Source organism: Castellaniella hirudinis (assembly GCF_047468865.1).
In the GTDB taxonomy this organism is placed as follows: Bacteria; Pseudomonadota; Gammaproteobacteria; order Burkholderiales; family Burkholderiaceae_B; genus Castellaniella; species Castellaniella hirudinis_A.
This window is the reverse complement of sequence record NZ_JBLGTV010000025.1, coordinates 1-18,189: the sequence shown is the minus strand read 5'-3', so window position 1 is coordinate 18,189 and position 18,189 is coordinate 1. Positions and strand designations below refer to the sequence as shown.

Sequence of the window (18,189 nt, the reverse complement as noted above, 5' to 3'; positions counted from 1 at the left end):
TGGACGCCGGGGTGGGTCAGATTTACTCCGACGATTCCGACGAAAGTGGGTCAGTTTTCAGTCGGCGTTGACATCAAGGAGCGCCCCCCCCTTTCGAGGGCCAGGGCAAACCAGAGCCGCTGCGCCACACAGCCGTCCTCAGTCTCTCCTAAGTCTTCAGGAATAATCTTCACCCTTTGCAAAGAGACAAGGTACACCACTGTGGATGAGCAATCGGCCCCCCCTTCGCGCTTCGCCTTCTGCGGGGCCAGGAACACAATCGACACCACTTGGGAACATCTCGCACATTCGCAGGTCAGGCGCCGCCGGGCATTGGGCTGGCTGGCCGCCATCGCATTGTGCGCGCTCTTGTGGGTGGGTTCGGCATGGCCCGAGGCCAGCTTTGAAAACCAGGGCCTGGAATGGCTCGGCTTGGCATTCATTATCCTGGCGATACTCGGCCGTACTGCGTGCATGCTGTACGTGGGCGGGCGCAAGGGATCGGATCTCGTGACCGAAGGCCCCTATTCCGTCAGCCGCAACCCCTTGTATGTCTTTTCCATTCTGGCGGTCTTGGGCATCGGCCTGCAGACCGGGAGTCTGATCATCGGCTTGATCCTCGCAAGTGCCGCCTACCTGGTCTTCCGCTGGATTGTGGGAGAAGAGGAAATCCTGTTGCGTCTGGTTTTCGGCGAATCCTTTGAAGTATATTGCCGGGATGTGCCCCGCTTCTGCCCTCGGTGGTCTCTTTGGCGATCTCCGCAACACATCACCGTTGATCTCCACGGCGTGTGGAAGACGGTTCGTGATGCCTTGCCCTACTTTCTTGCCATCCCCGTTTTCGAGTTAATCGAAGCCGCTCAACGCGTGGGCTGGATTCATGTGCGTGTCTCGCTATTCTGACCGGTGCCACCGGCTAGCCTCGGTGATATCGGAACCAAGCCAGAGGAGATCGAATTGAGGGTGCTGCTGGTCGAAGACGACCCCATGATCGGCGCCGCCGTCCAGGATGCGCTCAAAGAGGCCGCCTATGCCGTAGACTGGGTCAAAGACGGCCTTGCCGCCAACACGGCGGCCACGACCCACCCCTATGACCTGATCCTGCTTGACTTGGGATTGCCGGGCAAAGATGGCTATGACGTGCTGCATGCCCTCCGGGCGCACGGCGACCCAGTGCCGATTCTGATCCTGACCGCGCGCGATGCCCTGAGTGATCGTCTGCTCGGGTTGGACAGCGGTGCGGACGACTATATCCTGAAGCCCTTCGATATGGAGGAGCTTCTGGCGCGCATGCGGGCGGTGTTGCGGCGCAAAGAAGGCAAGGGCGCCCCCATTCTGACCAATGGCAGTGTGTCCCTGGATCCGGTCACTCGCGAAGCGGCTGCGCCAGGACGGGCGCCGGTACGCCTGACGGCCCGTGAATTCGCCCTGCTGCGCGCGCTGCTCGCCCGCCCCGGCGCCATCCTCTCGCGCAGCAACCTGGAGGATCACATCTATGGCTGGGGCGAAGCAGTGGAAAGCAACGCCATCGAATACATCATCCATTCGCTGCGTAAAAAACTCGGCAGCAACGTCATTGAAAACGTGAGGGGGCTCGGATGGATGGTCTCAAAGAGCGGTTGAGCAGATCCGTCCAATACCGTCTTTCGTTCTCCCTATCGGCGACGATCACTGTCATCGCGCTGGCCGCGGGCGCCTTTTCGTTCATCTCCGCCGTCAACCAGGCACAGGAGCTGCAGGACGACGTTCTGTTCCAGATCGCGGCCCTCGCCGAACAAAGCGGCCCGGGGTGGACACCGCCCGCCGGCGGGATCGAATTGGAGGATCCAGACTACGACTCCTCGGTCTATATCCAGACGCTTGGCGCCGACGCGTCAACGCGCACGCCGCCTGCGTCCGGCAACAAGATACCGGCGCTGCCCGCCACACTCACCGACGGGCTGCATACCGTCGACTGGAAGGGCGAAACCTATCGCGTACTGGTCAGAGCAACCCAGATCGGCGGAAAAATCGCCATCTTTCAAGAAACCAGCACACGCGATGAAATCGCATACAGAAGCGCACTGGACACCTTGTTGCCCTTTCTGATCCTCATCCCGGTGCTGCTCATCATCATCGCCCAACTCATCCGCAGGATGTTCAGGCCCATCACCGAGCTTTCCCGACAAATCGACACCCGCGCAGAAGACGATCTGCGCCCGGTGCGCGATGGACACCTGCCTGCCGAGGTGCGGCCCTTCATCCTCGCGATCAACCGGCTCCTTGCCCGCGTCACCGACTCCATCACCGCCCAGCGGCGTTTCGTGGCCGATGCCGCTCATGAACTTCGCTCGCCGCTGACCGCCCTGTCCCTGCAAGCCGAGCGCCTGGAACACCTGGAGATGCCGGACGTCGCCCGAGAGCGGCTGCACACCCTGCAAGACGGCATTCGGCGCGCGCGCAACCTCCTGAATCAACTTCTGAGCTTGTCCAGAGCACAGACGGCGACCGATCGCCCCGAGCAGGCGGTGTCCATACGGAACACCTACCGATCGGTGCTTGAAGACCTCATGCCGCTTGCGAAGGTGAAACATATCGATCTCGGCGTGCTCGATGGCCCCGACGTTGCCATCCGGGCCAATAAGCTGGATCTCTACACCATGGTCAAAAACCTGGTGGACAATGCGATTCGCTACACGCCCTCAGACGGCCGGGTGGATCTTTCTGCCGAAGATGGCCCGCAAGGCGCCGTCATCCGCATCGCCGATACGGGCCCCGGGATCCCACTGGAAGAACGGGAACGCGTCTTCGATGCCTTCCATCGGATTCTGGGTTCCGAGCAGATCGGTGCCGGCCTGGGCCTTGCTATCGTCAAAGCCATCGCGGAACGCCTGAACGCCAGCATCCAACTCGATTTCACGAATCCAGCAGCCCAGAACGGCCTCACCATCGTGATAGAGATCCCACACCCCGCAGCGCCACAACCCGGCGGACTTCTGGTCGAGGATGCGCTTTATGTCCTGGATGGCGCGGCCGTCAACGGCACGGCGGCCTCGGGGGACAGCAAGCGGAAGGTGAAGCTCTCTTGCAGATACAAATGCACCACGCTGTCCGTATGGGATAAATAGCCGATCGACATATCCTGGCCCAAATGCAGCGAAAAGTCGCCGCCCCGCGTACTGAGCAGCACACCGCCTTCGATGCCCGGCGCCCAGATGACATCGCCGTCCAGCAGTGGCCGGATATGTTTGAGCAGGGGATATCCTTCGTCGCTGGCGCCGCCGACGGCGGCAAATGCCTTCTCGCCAAGCACCAGGATATAGGGGCCATTGACGCCGGCCAAGCGCAGCTGGCTGAGTGCCTGCGCCACGGCGGATGGATAATGGCCGAGGTCTTGTGGCAGCGCCACCGCCGTGTTGTCGGCGTTGGGACGGATGCCTTGTATTCCAGCGGCTGGGTAGCCGTCGAACACGGCCCGATCCTCGGCATAAGCGATCTTGCGCGCGGCATCCTTGAGCGGCTGCAGGTCGGGATCATCGGCACCGCGCTCGACGTCATCGAGTGTCTGACGCGACAACTCGAATGGCACACGCAACTCCACCAGCGCCTGAACCTGGTGCTGTGCGGCCCGCACGCCGCTATCGGCGGAGTCGATCTCCTTGAGGTGGCCGGTGCCCACCGCGGCAAAGGCGGCCCCTTGCGGGCCGATGACGTCCACGACACGCCGCGCGGCAAGATAGCGCTTCAGTGTGCGCGCGGCTTCTTCTTCGATTTGTCCCCAGGCGGCAGCCGATATCGGCGCCAGTTCGCGGTGCAGGTTATTCATGCGAGGGCTCTCCTTTGAGTGAACCGATGCCCAGTGAACCATCGGTCGCACTGTTGCTCGGCAAGGTTTCAGCGGGCGGCTGCGTTTGTGGCGCACCGTCCGGCGTCACGGCATCCAGAAAATCAGTTGAAGGGACGAAAAACAGCGACCCTGTGACGGCGCGGCTGAAATCCAGCAGCCGATCGTAGTTGCCCGGCGGACGGCCCACGAACATGTTTTCCAGCATCTGCTCGATGCGGCGCGGAGATTTGGCGTATCCAATGAAATAGGTGCCGAATTCCCCTTTGCCCACCTCGCCGAACGGCATGTTGCTGCGCACGATGTCCAGTTCCTCGCCGTCTTCTTCAATCACGGTCAGCGCATTGTGCGCCCAGGTCGGCTTGACATCATCATCGAGCTCGATGTTCGTTTGCTTGTTGCGGCCAATGATTTTTTCCTGCATTTCCACCGGCAACGCGTTCCAGCCATCCAGATCATGCAGGTACTTTTGCACGATCACATAGCTGCCACCCGCGAAAGCGCAGTCTTCGTCGCCGATCACGGTTGCCGCCACCGCCTCGGCGCCAGTGGGATTCTCCGAACCATCCACGAAGCCGATCAGGTCGCGGGCATCGAAATACTTGAAGCCGTGCGTTTCATCCACGACGGCGACGGCATCGCCCAGCCGCGAGATCACCTGCCTGGCCAGTTCAAAACACAGATCCATCCGCGTGGCGCGAATATGCAGCAGCATATCGCCCGGTGTGGACACCGCGTGGTGCACACCCTGGATTTCCTTGAACGGATGCAGTTCATTGGGGCGGGGCGAACCGAACAGGCCGTCCCAAGCCTCGGAACCAAAGCCCAGGATACAGGACAAACGGCCATCGAAATCGCGGAAACCGACCGAACGCAGCAAGGCGGGCAGGTCCGAGCAAAGCGCGCGCACCGCACCCAGGGCCCCAGGTTCGGGATGGATGGTCAGGACGAGGAACATCGCCGCCTGGGTCAACGGCGTATCAACGGGCTGGTGCGTTGCGGAAGGCAAAGCGCTCTCCTTGCGGGGTCGGTGGGCCAAGGTGGACAGTTTACCCCGCAATGCATGGGTTCTTGGCGGCGGTTTTCCCTGCGGAACCAGGACATTGGCCGCGGAACAACCGGCCGCCGCCGCGCCGCGCCGCGCACAACGCCGCATGCGGCAGCGCCGCATGGCCTGGCCCGCTCACGCCAGCGGCTGCACCAGCAACAACAAACACAGCGCCAGCATGAATACGGCAATCACGGCGTCCAGCACCCGCCACGCCTTCGGGTTGGCGAAAACCGGCCGCAACCAGCGCGAGCCATAACCCAGCGTCGAGAACCAGACGATGCTGGCGGCGCACGCCCCCAGGCCAAAGGCCCACTGGCCCACCCCCAGGTAGCGGGTGGACAAGCCCCCGAGCAGCACCATGGTGTCGAGATACGCATGCGGATTGAGGAAGGTAAAGGCCAGCGAGGCCAACAGGGCCTGGCGCCGGCCGGCGAGGCCGGATCGGGCGGAAGCCAGGTTGCCCGCCCCCTGCCAGGCGCGAAAGGCGGCCTTCAGGCCGTATACCCCCAGAAATGCGGCGCCGCCGAATCGCAGCACCTGCATGAGCGCCGGCCATTCCCGAACCAGCACGCCAACCCCGGCAATGCCGCACGCGATCAAGACGATGTCGCCAAGTGAGGAGGCCGCGATGACGACGCCGATGTGCTTGCGCTGGAGCCCCTGCCGCAGGACGAACGCATTCTGGGCGCCAATGGCGATGATGAGACCGGCGCTGGTCACGAAGCCGGCGAAGGCGGCGGCAAGAATCATTCGAAAACCCGGGATTAGTGAGCAATGGCCGCCATCTTGCCTTGGCCCGCTTAATTAGAAAAGCTATTTATTCTTGATATGATCAAGAAAATCTAATCATAGAGCAGACCATGGGCTTGATCCATCCGCAACTGGCCGCCTTCGCCGCCGTCCTGGAAGAAGGCAGTTTCGAAGCCGCCGCACAGCGCCTCTCTGTGACGTCATCCGCCGTGTCGCAACGGATCAAGGCACTGGAAAACCGCCTGGGCCAGGTGCTGCTTGTGCGCCAGGCCCCCTGCCGCCCCACGCCGGCCGGCGAAAGGCTGCTGCGCCGCGTCCGGCCGATGCAGGTTCTGGAAGTCGAGGCCTTGGCGGACTTCCTGGCCGACGAAGGCGCGGCGGCGCCGCAACGCCCGATCGCCATTGCCGTCAACGGCGATTCCCTGGCGACCTGGTTTCTCCCCGCGCTGTCCCGGCTGCATGCGCGGCACGGCGATCTTTTTGACCTGCACGTGGACGACCAGGATCACACGCTCGATTTCCTGAGAAACGGCACGGTACTCGGCGCCGTGACGGCCGAGGCCGCGCCGCTGCAAGGCTGCAGCGTCCGGCCCCTTGGCGTCATGCGATACCACGCGATTGCCTCCCCTCGATTTGCCGCCCGCTACTTCGGCGGCGGCGTGCATGCCGCCGCGTTCTCACGCGCGCCGATCATCGTGTTCAATCGCAAGGATGAACTGCAGTGGCGGTTCATTCGCCGCATCACGCCGGCGCGTCTGAATCCTCCCATTCACTATCTGCCCACGCCGACAGGCGTGATCGAAGCGGTCGAGCTGGGCTTGGGGTGGTGTCTTGTCCCCGATGCACTGCTGGCCCCGGCGCGGGAACAAAAGCGGATCGAAGTCATCGCGCCCGGCCACTGGCTCGACGTCCCGCTTTACTGGCAGTATGCCGCCGTCCGCTCCGACACGCTGCAAAGGCTTGGGGCGGCGCTGTTGAAAGCGGCCGGCGATATCCTGCACCCTGCCTGACCCGGCCATCGGCGACGATTTCTCTATACTGGACGCCCAAGGCTGCGGCGCGCAGCATCAACCCGACCAGAAGCTACCGATTCCGATGTTGACCCGTGAGCTGATCCGCGAACTGCAAAGCGACGCACACCTCGCCCTGCCGCTCCCCGCCCTGGAGAAACTGCCCCGGGGGGACGGCTGGCTGCGCGATGCAACGCTGCACGAACCAGATCGGCTCGCCGCACAGCTGGCGGCCTTTGCCGCCGACGCAGGCCATCCCGGCGGCGACCCGCATGCCATCGCCTCGCTCTGGTCGCGCTGGTATTTTCATACGGTCATGACGCCGCTGGTCGCCGCCCTGGTGCTGCAGCGCGCCTGCCCGGCGCCGCGCGCGGTGCGCATCACGGCCGGCCCCGGCGCCTGCGGCCTGCATTGGGCCGCAGAAGCGCCCACCGTGCGCGACCAGGAAGCGCCCGCCGCGAGCGAATACCCGCTCAGGCTGGCCCGGCCCGTCATCCAGGCCCTGGCGCAGGCATCCCGCACCGCGCCCCGGGTATTCTGGAACAATCTGGGCAACCTGCTGGAATACCTGGCCTGCCAGCTGCGCCCGCATCCCCGGGCCCACGCCGGCTTGCGGCAAGCGCTGGCGGCCATGTTGGACGCGCCCGCCCTGAGCGATGGCGGCCCCAACCCCGTCTGCGGATCCGTGCGCTACCAAACCGACCCGCACACCGGCGCGACAGTGCGTGTGCGCCGGTTGTGCTGCCTGTACTACCGGCTGCCGGGCATCGAACTTTGCGGCGACTGCCCCCGCCTGCACCCGCACCGCGCACATGGGGATAGTGATACGCTGTCATCTGGCGCTGCAGGCGCGGCGGATCGCAGCGCGCAGCGCCCGGGAAGCCGCCGGGCGGCTTCAACCCCCCACGCTCCAATTCCACGAAAAGGTGCCTTATGAGCCTATCCCCTTTCCATCTGGCCATCCCGGTCTACGACCTGCCTGCGGCGCGCCGCTTCTACGGCGAGGTTTTCGGTCTTGCCGAAGGCCGATCCAGCGCGCAATGGGTGGACTTCGATTTCTATGGCCACCAGTTGGTCATCCACGAACACCCCAGAACCACTGCCCAAGACCACGCCCACACCAACCCCGTGGACGGCCACGATGTGCCGGTGCCGCACTTTGGCATCGTGCTGGAATGGGGGCAATGGGAAGCCCTGGCCGAACGCCTGAAATCCTTCGGCATTTCGTTCGTCATCGAACCCTACATCCGCTTCAAAGGCCAGGTGGGCGAGCAAGCCACCATGTTCCTGCTCGACCCCTGTGGCAATGCCCTGGAATTCAAGGCCTTCAAGGACATGAGCCAGCTGTTCGCCAAATAATGCTTTTCGATCTGGATCTGCTGCGTGCCTTCATTACCGTGGTGGATCACGGCAGCTTCACCGCCGCCGCCGGGCGCCTGCATTCCACCCAGTCCACCATCAGCCAGAAGATCCGCCGGCTGGAAGACATGACGGGCCACCGCCTGCTGGATCGCGGCAACCGGACCGTCCTGCCCACCGAGGCCGGCCAGGCCCTGTTGAGCCACGCCCGCCACCTACTGGCCCTGAACGAACAAATCCTGGACGTACTGGCCGGCACGGCCGTCGCCGCCACCGTCCGGCTGGGCGTGCCCGAAGACTTCATCGCCCGCCGCACGACCCGGGTATTGGCGGACTTCAGCCGGCAGCATCCCCTGGTCAAGCTGGAAATCACCAGCGGGCTGTGCGCCGAACTGAGCACCCGCTTCGACCGGGGCGAACTGGATCTGATCCTGATCAAACAGCGCCGCCACAGCCGCGGCGCCATCACCCGGCACGCCGAATCCCTGGCCTGGATCGACAGTGCGCAGCACCCTTGCCTGCCGCTGGACCCGATCCCCCTGGTGGTCTTCCCGCCCAGGGGCCTGTACCGGGACGACCTGATCCGCGCCATCGAGGCCATGGGACGCGCCTGGCGCATCGCATACACCTGCTCCAGCCTGAACGGCATCCAAAGCGCCGTGGCGGCGGGCCTGGGCATCAGCCTGCTGCCGCAGCGCACCGTGACGCCCGAACACACGGTGCTGGACGCCCGGCACGGCCTGCCACCGGTGGAACACTACGAGATCGCGCTGATGCACCGGCCAACGGCCAACGCCATGACCCAGGCGCTGGCGGCGGCGCTGGCCGCCATGCTGGCGGAAGACACCGGCGAACAGGACAGCTGAAGCGCCGGGCACCGGAAGGCAACCGGGCCGCCCGGGCGGCGGCCTCACGCCGAAGGCAAGACGGTCAGCCGCCCAGGCCGCCCAGCGTCAACGGGGCATGGCGGTTGACGTCCTTGTACAGCAGATAGCGGAAGGGCTTGGGGCCGCCGGCATAGCAGGCCTGCGGGCAGAAGGCGCGCAGCCACATAAAGTCGCCCGCCTGCACCTCGACCCAGTCCTGGTTCAGGCGATACACGGCCTGCCCTTCCAGGACGTACAGGCCATGTTCCATCACATGGGTTTCAGCGAACGGGATGATGCCGCCGGGCTGGAAGGTGACGATATTGACGTGCATGTCGTGCCGCATGTCGGCCATGTCCACGAAACGCGTGGTGACCCAGCGGCCCTCGGTATCCGGCATGGCGATGGGCTCGACGTCCTGCTCGTTGGTGAAGAAAGCCTCGGGCGCGGCCAGCCCGTCCACCACCTGGTAGCGCTTGCGAATCCAATGGAAGCGCACCGCCGCATCGCCGCGATTGCGCAAGGACCAGCGGGACGCGGGCGGGATGAAGGCATAGCCGCCCGCCTTCATGGCGTGGGCCGTGCCATCCAGGGTGACTTCCATTTCGCCTTCGACCACGAACAGCACGCCTTCGGCCAGTGGATCGAGTTCGGGCCGGTCGCTGCCGCCGCCCGCGCCGACTTCCACGATGTACTGGGAAAAGGTCTCGGCAAAGCCCGTCAGCGGACGCGCCAGCACCCACAGGCGGGTATGGTCCCAGAACGGCAAATGACTGGTCACGATGTCGCGCACCACGCCCTTGGGGATGACCGCATAGGCTTCGGTGAACATGGCGCGATCGGTCAGCAGATCGGTCTGGGGGGGATGGCCGCCGTGCGGCGCATAGTAGGTCGTGGACATGGGAAACTCCTGGAAAATCAAGAAAGCCCGGACGGGTCGGCGACGCGGCCTGAGCCGTCCAAGGAAACGCCCCTACCATATCGAACCCGCCATATATTTACAAATTAAATATCAAAATTCATATATTTAATTTATGAATACAACGAACCGGTCAGGCGGCACGGTATAATCCCTGCGACACGCTATCCCATGGGTTCCCTCACCCCATCCACCAAAAAGGTTTTCATGGCTACTCCCATCGTCGCGCCCGCGCGCACCGCCCGCTACCTGGCTCTGCTGGTGGCTTTTCATGTTTTCATCATCATCGCCAGCAACTACCTGGTGCAGTTGCCCATCACCCTGCTGGGCTTTCACAGCACCTGGGGCGCCTTCAGCTTCCCCTTTATTTTCCTGGCCACCGACCTCACCGTCCGCCTGATCGGCAAGCACGCCGCTCGCCGGGTCATTGCACGCGCCATGGTGCCCGCGCTCATCGCCTCGTACATTGTCTCCGTGCTGTTCAACGAAGGCCTGTTCAGCGGCCTGGACGCCCTGGCCCGGTTCGACACCTTCGTCTTCCGAATCGCCCTGGCCAGCTTCATGGCCTATGTGCTGGGGCAGTTGCTGGACGTCCAGGTTTTCGACCGCATCCGCCGCAGCGGCGTGGCCTGGTGGGTGGCGCCCGCCGCTTCGGCCGTGCTGGGGCAGGCGCTGGATACCCTGGCGTTTTTCTGGATCGCTTTCTGGCACAGCAGCAACGCCTTCATGGCCCAGCACTGGGCCGAGATCGCGCTGGTCGACTACGCCATCAAACTCGCGGTCAGCCTGCTGCTGTTCGTCCCGCTGTACGGCATTGTGCTCAATGCCATCATCCGCATCATGCAGCCCGCGCGCACCGCCCCCCGGGCCGCCGCGCTATGAGCCCCGCCGCCCCGGCCGGCCGCCGCGCACTGGTTCTGTTCTCCGGCGGACAGGACTCCACCACCTGCCTGGCCTGGGCGCTGGCCCGGTTTCCGCACGTCGAAACCATCGGCTTCGACTACGGGCAGCGGCATCGGGTCGAACTGGACTGCCGCGCCACGCTGCGCAGCCGCATCGTCGCACTGCGGCCCGGCTGGGCCGCGCGCCTGGGCGACGACCACCTGCTGGATGTCGACGTGCTCAAGCAGCTGGGCGCAAGCGCCATGACGGACGACATCGCCATCGCCACCCAGGCCGATGGCCTGCCCAATACCTTCGTGCCGGGCCGCAACCTGCTGTTCTTCACCCTGGCATCGGCCCTGGCCTACCGGCGCGGGCTTGATGTTCTGGTGGGCGGCATGTCGCAAACCGACTATTCCGGCTACCCGGACTGCCGCGACAACACGCTCAAGGCCCTGCAGGTGGCCCTCAGCCTGGGGATCGACCGGCCCTTGACTCTGGAAACCCCGCTGATGTGGCGGGACAAGGCCGACGCCTGGCAGCTGGCCCACCAGTTGGGCGGCGCGCCGCTGGTCGAGCTGATCCGCACAGAAACGCACACCTGCTACCTGAACCAGCGCAGCACGCTGCACGCCTGGGGATACGGCTGCGGCGAATGCCCCGCCTGCCGGCTGCGGGCCCAGGGCTACCGCCAGTGGGTCGCCCGCCTGCAGCCTACGCCCCGGGCCATTCCGGGCTGAAGCCCCCCTGCGCCGGACGGGCCAGATCCTGGCACGCGTCCACCAGAAAATCCAACAGCACCCGCACGCGGGGCGACAGCAGGCGACGGCTGGAATAGACTGCGGTCAGGCGCGCGCTGGCACGGCCCAGCCGGACGTGCGGCAAGACCTCGACGATCCGGCCCGCCGCCAGGGGGCCGACGCAATACTGGTGGGGCAGCATGGCCACCCCGCCGCCGGCCATGACGGTGCGCAGCACGACCAGCGGATCATTCACCCGGATGACGCCCTTGCTCAGATCCAGGCAGGCGCTTTCCCCATGCACCGTGACCGGCATGCGCCGCTGGGCATAGCGCGTTTCGCAGATCTGGATTTGCGCGCGCACGGCGTCCAGTGTCTCGCCCAAGGGATGGTCGGCCAGCCAGGCGGGGCTGGCCACCCAGATCAGTTTTCCTTCGATCAGGGTGCGGGACACCAGTTCGCTGTCCTGCAGCGCCCCCACGACCACCGCCAGGTCGACACGATCCCGCACCAGGGCGGCGCCCTGGCTGGTGACGACGATGTCCAGTTCCAGCCCGGGATAGCGGGCCCGGAACGCCAGCAGCCGGGGCGCCAGCACATCCAGGCTGAAGGCCGGCGGCAAAGCGACCGAAACACGGCCTGTCGGCACCGCCCCCAACCCGGCCATCAGGTCGTCCGCTTCGCGCGCCTGATCCAGGATGAGCTGGGCCTGACGGTGAAAGGCCTCGCCCTCGGCCGTCACGCGCAGGCTGCGCGACGAGCGGTCGAGCAGGCGCAGGCCCAGCCCCTGTTCCAGCCGCGTCAGGGCAGTGCTGACGGTGGATTTCGGCATGCCGAGTTCGCGCGCGGCGGCGGAGATGCCCCCCTGGCGGATGACGGCGGCAAAGATGGGCAGATCGTCCAGATTCCATTTCATCATCGTGTGCATTATCGTTCATAAATCTGAACAAAACGTACAAAAATAGATTATTGATCAGTATTTCGTCTATCCCTAAGATGATGTCTTCCCCACCGGACATTTCCAGGAGACACAATATGGCTCGCATCATCGGCGGCATCGGCGCCTCGCATTCCCCCACCATCGGCTACGCCAAGGACACCGGCAAGCAGGACAGCCCCGCCTGGAAGCCCATCTTCGACGGTTTCGATCACATCCGCGCCTGGGTTCGGGAACAAAAAATCGACGTGATTTTCATGATCTACAACGATCACGTCACCTCGTTTTTCTTCGACCATTATTCCGCCTTCGCACTGGGCATCGACGACTGCTACCGGGCGGCGGACGAAGGCGGCGGCCCGCGCGACGTGGCCCCGGCGCACGGCCACCTGGGGCTGTCGCAGCACATCGCCATGTCCATGATGGCGGACGAATTCGACCTGTCGGTCTTCCAGGGCAAGCCGGTCGACCACGGCGTGCTGTCGCCGCTGTCCATGCTGGGCGATGCCCAGGGCCCCTGGGCGGGCCGGATCGTGCCGCTGCAAGTGGGGGTGCTGCAGTTCCCCATCCCCAGCGCGAAACGCATGTGGAAGCTGGGCAAGACCCTGCGCAAAGCGGTGGAAAGCTACCCCGAGGACTTGAACGTCGCCATCATGGCCACCGGCGGTCTGTCGCACCAGGTGCACGGCGAACGCGCCGGCTTCATCGACGAAGCCTGGGATCACGAGTTCCTGGATCTGCTGGAAAATGACCCGGAAAAACTGGTAGATATGCGGATTGCGGAATTCGCGGCCAAAAGCGGCATGGAAGGCGCGGAAGCCGTCATGTGGCTGATCATGCGCGGCGCCCTGTCCGACCAGGTGCGCCGACTGCATCGGCAAACCTACGCCCCCTCGGTCACCAATATCGCCACGCTGATCTTTGAAGACCTGGGCGATGCGCCCGACCCGGCCGCCGTGGCGGCCTACCGCCAGCACATCGCCCACGAACTGGAAGGGGTCGGCGATATCCCGGGATCCTACCCCTTCACCCACGCCCGCAGCCAGGCCAATTTCCGCATCAACCGCTTCTTGCACGCCCTCGTCCAGCCGGAACACCGCGACCGCTTCAAGCACGATTTCGACGCCCTGGCCGACGAACACGGACTGAGCGACGAGGAAAAAGACCTGATCCGCAACCGCCGGTGGATCGACATGGTCCGGCGAGGGGTCAGCTTCTTCGTGCTGGAAAAAATGGCGGCGGTGCTGGGCGTGTCCAACCCCGAGGTCTATGCCGCTTTCCGGGGCGAATCGCTGGAGGCCTTCCTGGCCACCCGCAAAGTGCCCATGACCTATTCGGTGGCCGGCGGCGACCAGGCGCGCGCCATGGACAGCGCGAACCAGGCCGCGCGTTAACACCCTGCCCACGCAAAGCCGGACGCTGGTGTGCTGTCCGCGCCAAACAGCACACTAGGCATAATGTCTAGGCCGACGGCACGCCGGCGGCGGGCGGGGGGGCGGTGTCCACGGCGATCATCGTCCAGGGCAGCATGGCCTGCGTCAAGGGGCCAATCAGCAGGGCGAACAGGATCGTGCCGATGCCAAACAGCCCCACGCCGCCCAGCAGCAACCCGACCAGCAGCACCGAGACCTCCAAGGCGGTGCGCACCAGACGCAGCGACAGGCCCGTCACCCGGTGCAGGCCCGTCATCAGGCCATCGCGGGGGCCGCGCCCCAGCTGCACACCGATATACAGCGCCGACCCCAGACCGCACAACAGCACGCCGCCCACGGTCAACGCCAAGCGGCCGATAAACTGATCCGGGGTATCCAGCATCCGCATGGTCAAATCCGTGGCCACCCCGATGGTGATTGCATTGGCGATGGTGCCGATGCCGGGGATTTCGCGCAACGGCACCCACAGCAGCAGCACAAGGAACGACACGGTGATGAACACCCAGGCGAAGCTGACGGGAAAATAATGCGTCAAGCCGATGTGCAAGGCATCCCAGGGGGCCAGGCCCAGGCTGCCGCGAATCATCATGCCCATGGACACGCCATAGAACACCAGCCCGATCATCAGCTGACTCAGGCGCCTGGCCAGCCGCCCGGTGCGCAATTGTTCGAGTGGCCCAAGCTGGGCAAGTTGAATCGATGTCTTCATGGCGGATCTCGGTACAGGTCTATGGATGACGTTCGGGGTTTACTTCGATATCCATCTTGCCCATAATTGGCCTGATTTTAAATAGCCAATCATAAGAAAGTGGCCTCTATGAAAGAATCCATTTCTGCCCGCCAGGTCGGCATCCTGGTCGGCGCGCTGCCCCCGGGCACGGCCTATGCGGGCCTGGCCGACAAGCTCACGCTGCTGGTCGGCGACGGCCGCATCCCGCTGGCGGTGCGCCTGCCCAGCGAACGCGCGCTCGCCACGGCCCTGGGGCTGTCGCGCACCACCATTACCCGCGCCTACGCCCTGTTGTGCGACAGCGGCTACGCGCGCGCCATCCAGGGATCCGGCACCTATACCGCGGTGCCGGGCGGGCGCAGGCAGGCGCACGACCGCGTCCTGGTGGCCGGCGGGGCCGGCGAAAGCTGGATCGACCTCAGCTGCGCGGCCGACTCGGCCCCGGCGGAAGTCATGGCGGCCTACACGGCGGCCTTGGCCGCCCTGCCCTCCTATCTCAGCGGACACGGATACTTTCCCTCCGGCCTGCCGGTGCTGCAGGAAGCCATCGCGGCAACATACCAGGCCCGCGGCTTGCCCACCAGCCCGGAACAGATCATCGTCACCCCCGGGGCGCTGACCGCCGCCAGCATCGTGGTGCGGGCCCTGGCTCCCCGGCGGGGACACGCCCTGATCGAATCGCCCACCTACCCCAATGCGGCGGAAACCCTCCGGGCGGCGGGGCTGCAGCTGCACGAAACCCCGCTGGACGCCGGCGGCTGGGACATGGCCGGCCTGATGCACACGATCCGGCAGATCGCCCCCGATTTCGCCTACCTGATCCCGGACTTCCAGAACCCGACCGGCGCCGTGATGGGGACGGCGCAGCGCCGCCAGTTGGGACAATGCCTGCAAACTCACGGGACGGTGCCCATCGTGGACGAGACCCACCAGGCGCTGGCCCTGGACGGCCAGGCCATGCCCCCGCCCTTTGCCTGTTTCAACCCCGACACCATCACGCTGGGCAGCATGAGCAAGGTCTTTTGGGGCGGGCTGCGCATCGGCTGGATTCGCGCCCCGCAAACTACGGTGGGGCCGCTGACGCGGGCGCGGATGTCTCTGGATCTCGGGGTGCCCATCGTCGAACAGCTGGCTGCCACGCATTTGCAGCGCCACGGCCCCGTGTCGCCCGGGCAAATCCAGCGCCTGCGCGCACAACGCGACGCCCTGGTGCGCGCCGTGGCCGCCCATCTGCCCGATTGGCGCTTCATCCCGCCGGCGGGCGGGCTGGCCCTGTGGTGCGAACTGCCGCACCGGGGGGCCACGGCGCTGGCCGCCGCCGTGGCGGCCCAGCAAGTGGCCGTCACGCCGGGCCCCGTGTTTTCACCCAACGGGGGCCTGGATGCGTTCATCCGCCTGCCGTGGTCCCGGCCGGTGCCCGATCTGCAACAGGCCGTCGAGCGGATCGCCGCGGCCTGGCACGGCCTGGCCGCCCACTCGCCCGCTGCCCGCCCGGATCACCACAACGGCCGGATTCGCCTGGTCATGGCCTGAAAAACCCAGAAAAAACGGCCTGTGCCAAGGACACAAGCCGTTTGCAAAACTGGAGGCGCAAGCCGGAACCGAACCGGTGTATACGGATTTGCAATCAACTACCTTTCACTCCAATAATCGACATTGCTTATAAAAACAAGTACTTACCATACCCATTGAGGCATTTGGTCGACTATATGCTTCATTGTGGTTGACACTTAGTTGACAGTATTGGTTCTGCCTTTGGATATTCAATACCCCATTGGGTTTGGATTGAAAAAAAACGGGGGGGGGGGGGAATGAAAGTTTAAGAGTTTATAAATACTGTTCTATTTCTGATTTTTTGCTTATATTTAATGAATATCCAGAATTAAGGCTGGATTGAATTATCAACTTCCTGCCAATAAGTGTTTGAAGAGAAGCATCGAAGGTCAGGACGTTTTTGCAAAAATGATTTTTCAATGTATCTCCAGATACTGTTTTTTTGCCCCAGAAGTGCCTTCTTTGTAAGCAATCAATAATTTGCCTTGCTCCTATGTCAATGTCAATTTTTCTGGTAAATCCCACAATGGATGAATCCAAACTTTCAAGTATATTGGTATAGCTTTCTATCCCGAAGTAGTGGCTGTGGGTTTGGCGGACAGTTGCGATCTCGGACGATCCAATTAGGACAACTTCATACCCATCATGTGAGGGATACATGTTCTCATAGTGAATGTATGTATCCACTGCCTCGCTGGGATCTTGGCTGACAATATCCCAACTCACAAAGCACCCCTGATTCCAATCAAATATTAATATCCAATTTTTTAGGCCGCTTGGATTTTTAGATTCTTTTTCCGTTAGGGTTTTAATAACCCCCTCGTCAACAAAACTATCAAAAACCTTTCTTTTATCTGATTGTGTTATGATTTTTTCGCACTCTTCCCTTAGTGCATCAATTTTTATTTTTTGAGCTGACGAAGGCTCTCTCCCTGATTCAATTTCATAAAAAACATCAGAAAGAGTCTTGAAGTAATAAATAACCTCGGGATCGCCTTCTTTTTCTTTTATGTAATGCCCATAAATAACCGATGTTCTTTCGATGCTTTCAGACCAATAGTGTTGTATTCTACTTCTAATCTGAAGCTCTAAATTAAAGCCATCGCGCCCCATAATGACATGAAGCGACCTGTATCCGGTATCATCCCTTCCCTTTTCGCGGTAATCAGTAATTTTTACGATATTAAAGCCGGCTTCATGTTCGGATTTTTTCTTTAAGAATTCAAAAATATGATTTACATCTCTATTTTTCGGAACGATAATTCGGCAGCCACCGATGTCTTGCAGTTGAGTTAAGCGAACGCTAAGCCTATTAAGTTTTCTTAATATCTGAGGCTTTCTTTTTAGGCGATGAGCAATATAATAATCCGCACCATAGCTCGAGAGCATTTTTTGAATTTCAAGTGTGGTTTTTGATAGTGGGCTTAAGTGTCTTTTTCTGTACTCATCAAAGACATCTTCCGATTCTATAAACTCAATCTCGTCCTTATATTTGTTTTTTGCCAGGGCCAACCCTGATTTATCTATTCTGCTTTTTGATAGTTTCATTGTCTTATTTATTTAGGTTTATTTTGTGCTGTATTTTGATATTTTCGATGGCTTTACTGTTGCAGGCAGTCTGACATACAAAAATTTTGCATTAGTACATAATAAAAATTATGCCCGAAAATTTCTCTCCGTCGTAAAGCTCTCAGCACCCAATCCTTAGCAATGGCCAAAGGTTAAGGCTCCTGTCCAAGCACCCGCTGAACCTGAAGCACTAGCAGAATTTCACTACTGGACTGTTCATAGCCAGTAGTATGCAGGAAGCGCGGCAAAAAGCTCAACCCATCCCGCGTATTGGTGTCCTTGCTTTCCGTTAGGCCACCCAGCACGATCACATCGCCATCCTGCATGCCCACCTTCGTTTTCAGTTCCCGCTTGGTCAACGTAGGCGAGTTATTGACGCCGGTTGTCGTCTTCACGAAGTTGGAAAGCTGCTGCGTAATGTCCAGGTCGATGATCCCTTCCTTCACAACAGGCCGAACGTCGAAGATGACGCCTGAGCTACGGTATTCAACGGACTGCACGGCCTGCCCGCCTGACTTCAACACTTCACCGCCTACGGGCGGTTTTCTTTGGCTGTTCACCTTATAAATCAATGGTTTTCATTCTTG

General features: G+C 62.3%; 19 protein-coding genes. 11 read left to right on the top strand and 8 right to left on the bottom strand.

The annotated features are described in order from the left end of the window. The 3 genes from ACMHYJ_RS16685 to ACMHYJ_RS16675 form a co-directional block, all read left to right on the top strand. On the top strand, nucleotides 1–882 hold an 882-nt coding region (locus tag ACMHYJ_RS16685; protein ID WP_414247281.1), incomplete at its 5' end, for a methyltransferase family protein. A gap of 54 nt (nucleotides 883–936) precedes the next feature. Next, nucleotides 937–1,602, top strand: coding sequence for a response regulator transcription factor (locus tag ACMHYJ_RS16680; RefSeq protein ID WP_414247280.1), 666 nt, complete (start codon nucleotides 937–939; stop codon nucleotides 1,600–1,602). After that, nucleotides 1,578–3,086 (top strand): sensor histidine kinase, encoded by a 1,509-nt coding sequence (locus tag ACMHYJ_RS16675; protein ID WP_414247279.1) that lies wholly within the window; start codon nucleotides 1,578–1,580, stop codon nucleotides 3,084–3,086. Before ACMHYJ_RS16680 ends, ACMHYJ_RS16675 begins: the two co-directional genes overlap by 25 nt. On the opposite strand, the gene ACMHYJ_RS16670 is transcribed toward ACMHYJ_RS16675, so the two are convergent. The 3 genes from ACMHYJ_RS16670 to ACMHYJ_RS16660 form a co-directional block, all read right to left on the bottom strand. Then, nucleotides 2,972–3,784, bottom strand: a complete 813-nt coding sequence (locus ACMHYJ_RS16670) for a family 1 encapsulin nanocompartment shell protein (protein WP_414247278.1) — start codon at nucleotides 3,782–3,784, stop codon at nucleotides 2,972–2,974. The genes ACMHYJ_RS16675 and ACMHYJ_RS16670 overlap by 115 nt on opposite strands. Next, a complete protein-coding gene (locus tag ACMHYJ_RS16665) occupies nucleotides 3,777–4,841 on the bottom strand; it encodes a Dyp-type peroxidase (protein WP_414247282.1) in 1,065 nt (354 codons plus the stop codon). Before ACMHYJ_RS16665 ends, ACMHYJ_RS16670 begins: the two co-directional genes overlap by 8 nt. Before the next feature lie 144 nt (nucleotides 4,842–4,985). After that, nucleotides 4,986–5,603 (bottom strand): LysE/ArgO family amino acid transporter, encoded by a 618-nt coding sequence (locus tag ACMHYJ_RS16660; protein ID WP_414247277.1) that lies wholly within the window; start codon nucleotides 5,601–5,603, stop codon nucleotides 4,986–4,988. Nucleotides 5,604–5,713: 110 nt separating this feature from the next. Here ACMHYJ_RS16660 and ACMHYJ_RS16655 point away from each other — a divergent pair, with 110 nt between their 5' ends. The 4 genes from ACMHYJ_RS16655 (at nucleotide 5,714) to ACMHYJ_RS16640 (ending at nucleotide 8,838) form a co-directional block, all read left to right on the top strand. Beyond that, a complete protein-coding gene (locus ACMHYJ_RS16655; RefSeq protein WP_414247276.1) occupies nucleotides 5,714–6,613 on the top strand; it encodes a LysR family transcriptional regulator ArgP in 900 nt (299 codons plus the stop codon). Nucleotides 6,614–6,698: 85 nt separating this feature from the next. Then, on the top strand, nucleotides 6,699–7,550 hold the full coding sequence (gene fhuF, locus ACMHYJ_RS16650) for a siderophore-iron reductase FhuF (RefSeq protein ID WP_414247275.1): 852 nt from the start codon (nucleotides 6,699–6,701) through the stop codon (nucleotides 7,548–7,550). After that, nucleotides 7,547–7,972: a VOC family protein gene (locus ACMHYJ_RS16645; protein WP_414247274.1), complete on the top strand. Its 426-nt coding sequence runs from the start codon at nucleotides 7,547–7,549 to the stop codon at nucleotides 7,970–7,972. The genes fhuF and ACMHYJ_RS16645 overlap by 4 nt, the downstream gene beginning before the upstream one ends. Next, nucleotides 7,972–8,838, top strand: coding sequence for a LysR family transcriptional regulator (locus ACMHYJ_RS16640; protein WP_414247273.1), 867 nt, complete (start codon nucleotides 7,972–7,974; stop codon nucleotides 8,836–8,838). Before ACMHYJ_RS16645 ends, ACMHYJ_RS16640 begins: the two co-directional genes overlap by 1 nt. A 64-nt stretch (nucleotides 8,839–8,902) precedes the next feature. Here ACMHYJ_RS16640 and ACMHYJ_RS16635 read toward each other — a convergent pair whose 3' ends face one another. Beyond that, nucleotides 8,903–9,739 carry a bifunctional allantoicase/(S)-ureidoglycine aminohydrolase gene (locus ACMHYJ_RS16635; protein ID WP_414247272.1) on the bottom strand — a complete coding sequence of 279 codons (837 nt, stop codon included), beginning with the start codon at nucleotides 9,737–9,739 and terminating at the stop codon, nucleotides 8,903–8,905. A gap of 225 nt (nucleotides 9,740–9,964) precedes the next feature. On the opposite strand from ACMHYJ_RS16635, the gene ACMHYJ_RS16630 reads away from it, so the two are divergent. Further along, nucleotides 9,965–10,639 (top strand): 7-cyano-7-deazaguanine/7-aminomethyl-7-deazaguanine transporter, encoded by a 675-nt coding sequence (locus tag ACMHYJ_RS16630; RefSeq protein ID WP_414247271.1) that lies wholly within the window; start codon nucleotides 9,965–9,967, stop codon nucleotides 10,637–10,639. Beyond that, nucleotides 10,636–11,379: a 7-cyano-7-deazaguanine synthase QueC gene (gene queC / locus ACMHYJ_RS16625; protein WP_414247270.1), complete on the top strand. Its 744-nt coding sequence runs from the start codon at nucleotides 10,636–10,638 to the stop codon at nucleotides 11,377–11,379. Before ACMHYJ_RS16630 ends, queC begins: the two co-directional genes overlap by 4 nt. Here queC and ACMHYJ_RS16620 read toward each other — a convergent pair. Then, nucleotides 11,354–12,307, bottom strand: a complete 954-nt coding sequence (locus ACMHYJ_RS16620; protein WP_414247269.1) for a LysR family transcriptional regulator — start codon at nucleotides 12,305–12,307, stop codon at nucleotides 11,354–11,356. The two genes, queC and ACMHYJ_RS16620, sit on opposite strands and share 26 nt — an antisense overlap. Before the next feature lie 107 nt (nucleotides 12,308–12,414). Between ACMHYJ_RS16620 and ACMHYJ_RS16615 the strand changes: the two genes are divergently transcribed. Further along, a complete protein-coding gene (locus ACMHYJ_RS16615; RefSeq protein WP_414247268.1) occupies nucleotides 12,415–13,710 on the top strand; it encodes a gallate dioxygenase in 1,296 nt (431 codons plus the stop codon). Nucleotides 13,711–13,777: 67 nt separating this feature from the next. Here ACMHYJ_RS16615 and ACMHYJ_RS16610 read toward each other — a convergent pair whose 3' ends face one another. Then, nucleotides 13,778–14,458 carry a YczE/YyaS/YitT family protein gene (locus tag ACMHYJ_RS16610; RefSeq protein ID WP_414247267.1) on the bottom strand — a complete coding sequence of 227 codons (681 nt, stop codon included), beginning with the start codon at nucleotides 14,456–14,458 and terminating at the stop codon, nucleotides 13,778–13,780. Between the two features lie 108 nt (nucleotides 14,459–14,566). On the opposite strand from ACMHYJ_RS16610, the gene ACMHYJ_RS16605 reads away from it, so the two are divergent. Beyond that, on the top strand, nucleotides 14,567–16,012 hold the full coding sequence (locus ACMHYJ_RS16605) for a PLP-dependent aminotransferase family protein (protein WP_414247266.1): 1,446 nt from the start codon (nucleotides 14,567–14,569) through the stop codon (nucleotides 16,010–16,012). 294 nt (nucleotides 16,013–16,306) lie between these two features. On the opposite strand, the gene ACMHYJ_RS16600 is transcribed toward ACMHYJ_RS16605, so the two are convergent. Then, complete coding sequence (locus tag ACMHYJ_RS16600) at nucleotides 16,307–17,581, bottom strand: RelA/SpoT domain-containing protein (RefSeq protein WP_414247265.1); 1,275 nt, start codon at nucleotides 17,579–17,581, stop codon at nucleotides 16,307–16,309. A gap of 173 nt (nucleotides 17,582–17,754) precedes the next feature. Next, nucleotides 17,755–18,162: a hypothetical protein gene (locus ACMHYJ_RS16595; protein ID WP_414247264.1), complete on the bottom strand. Its 408-nt coding sequence runs from the start codon at nucleotides 18,160–18,162 to the stop codon at nucleotides 17,755–17,757. Nucleotides 18,163–18,189 lie beyond the last annotated feature (27 nt).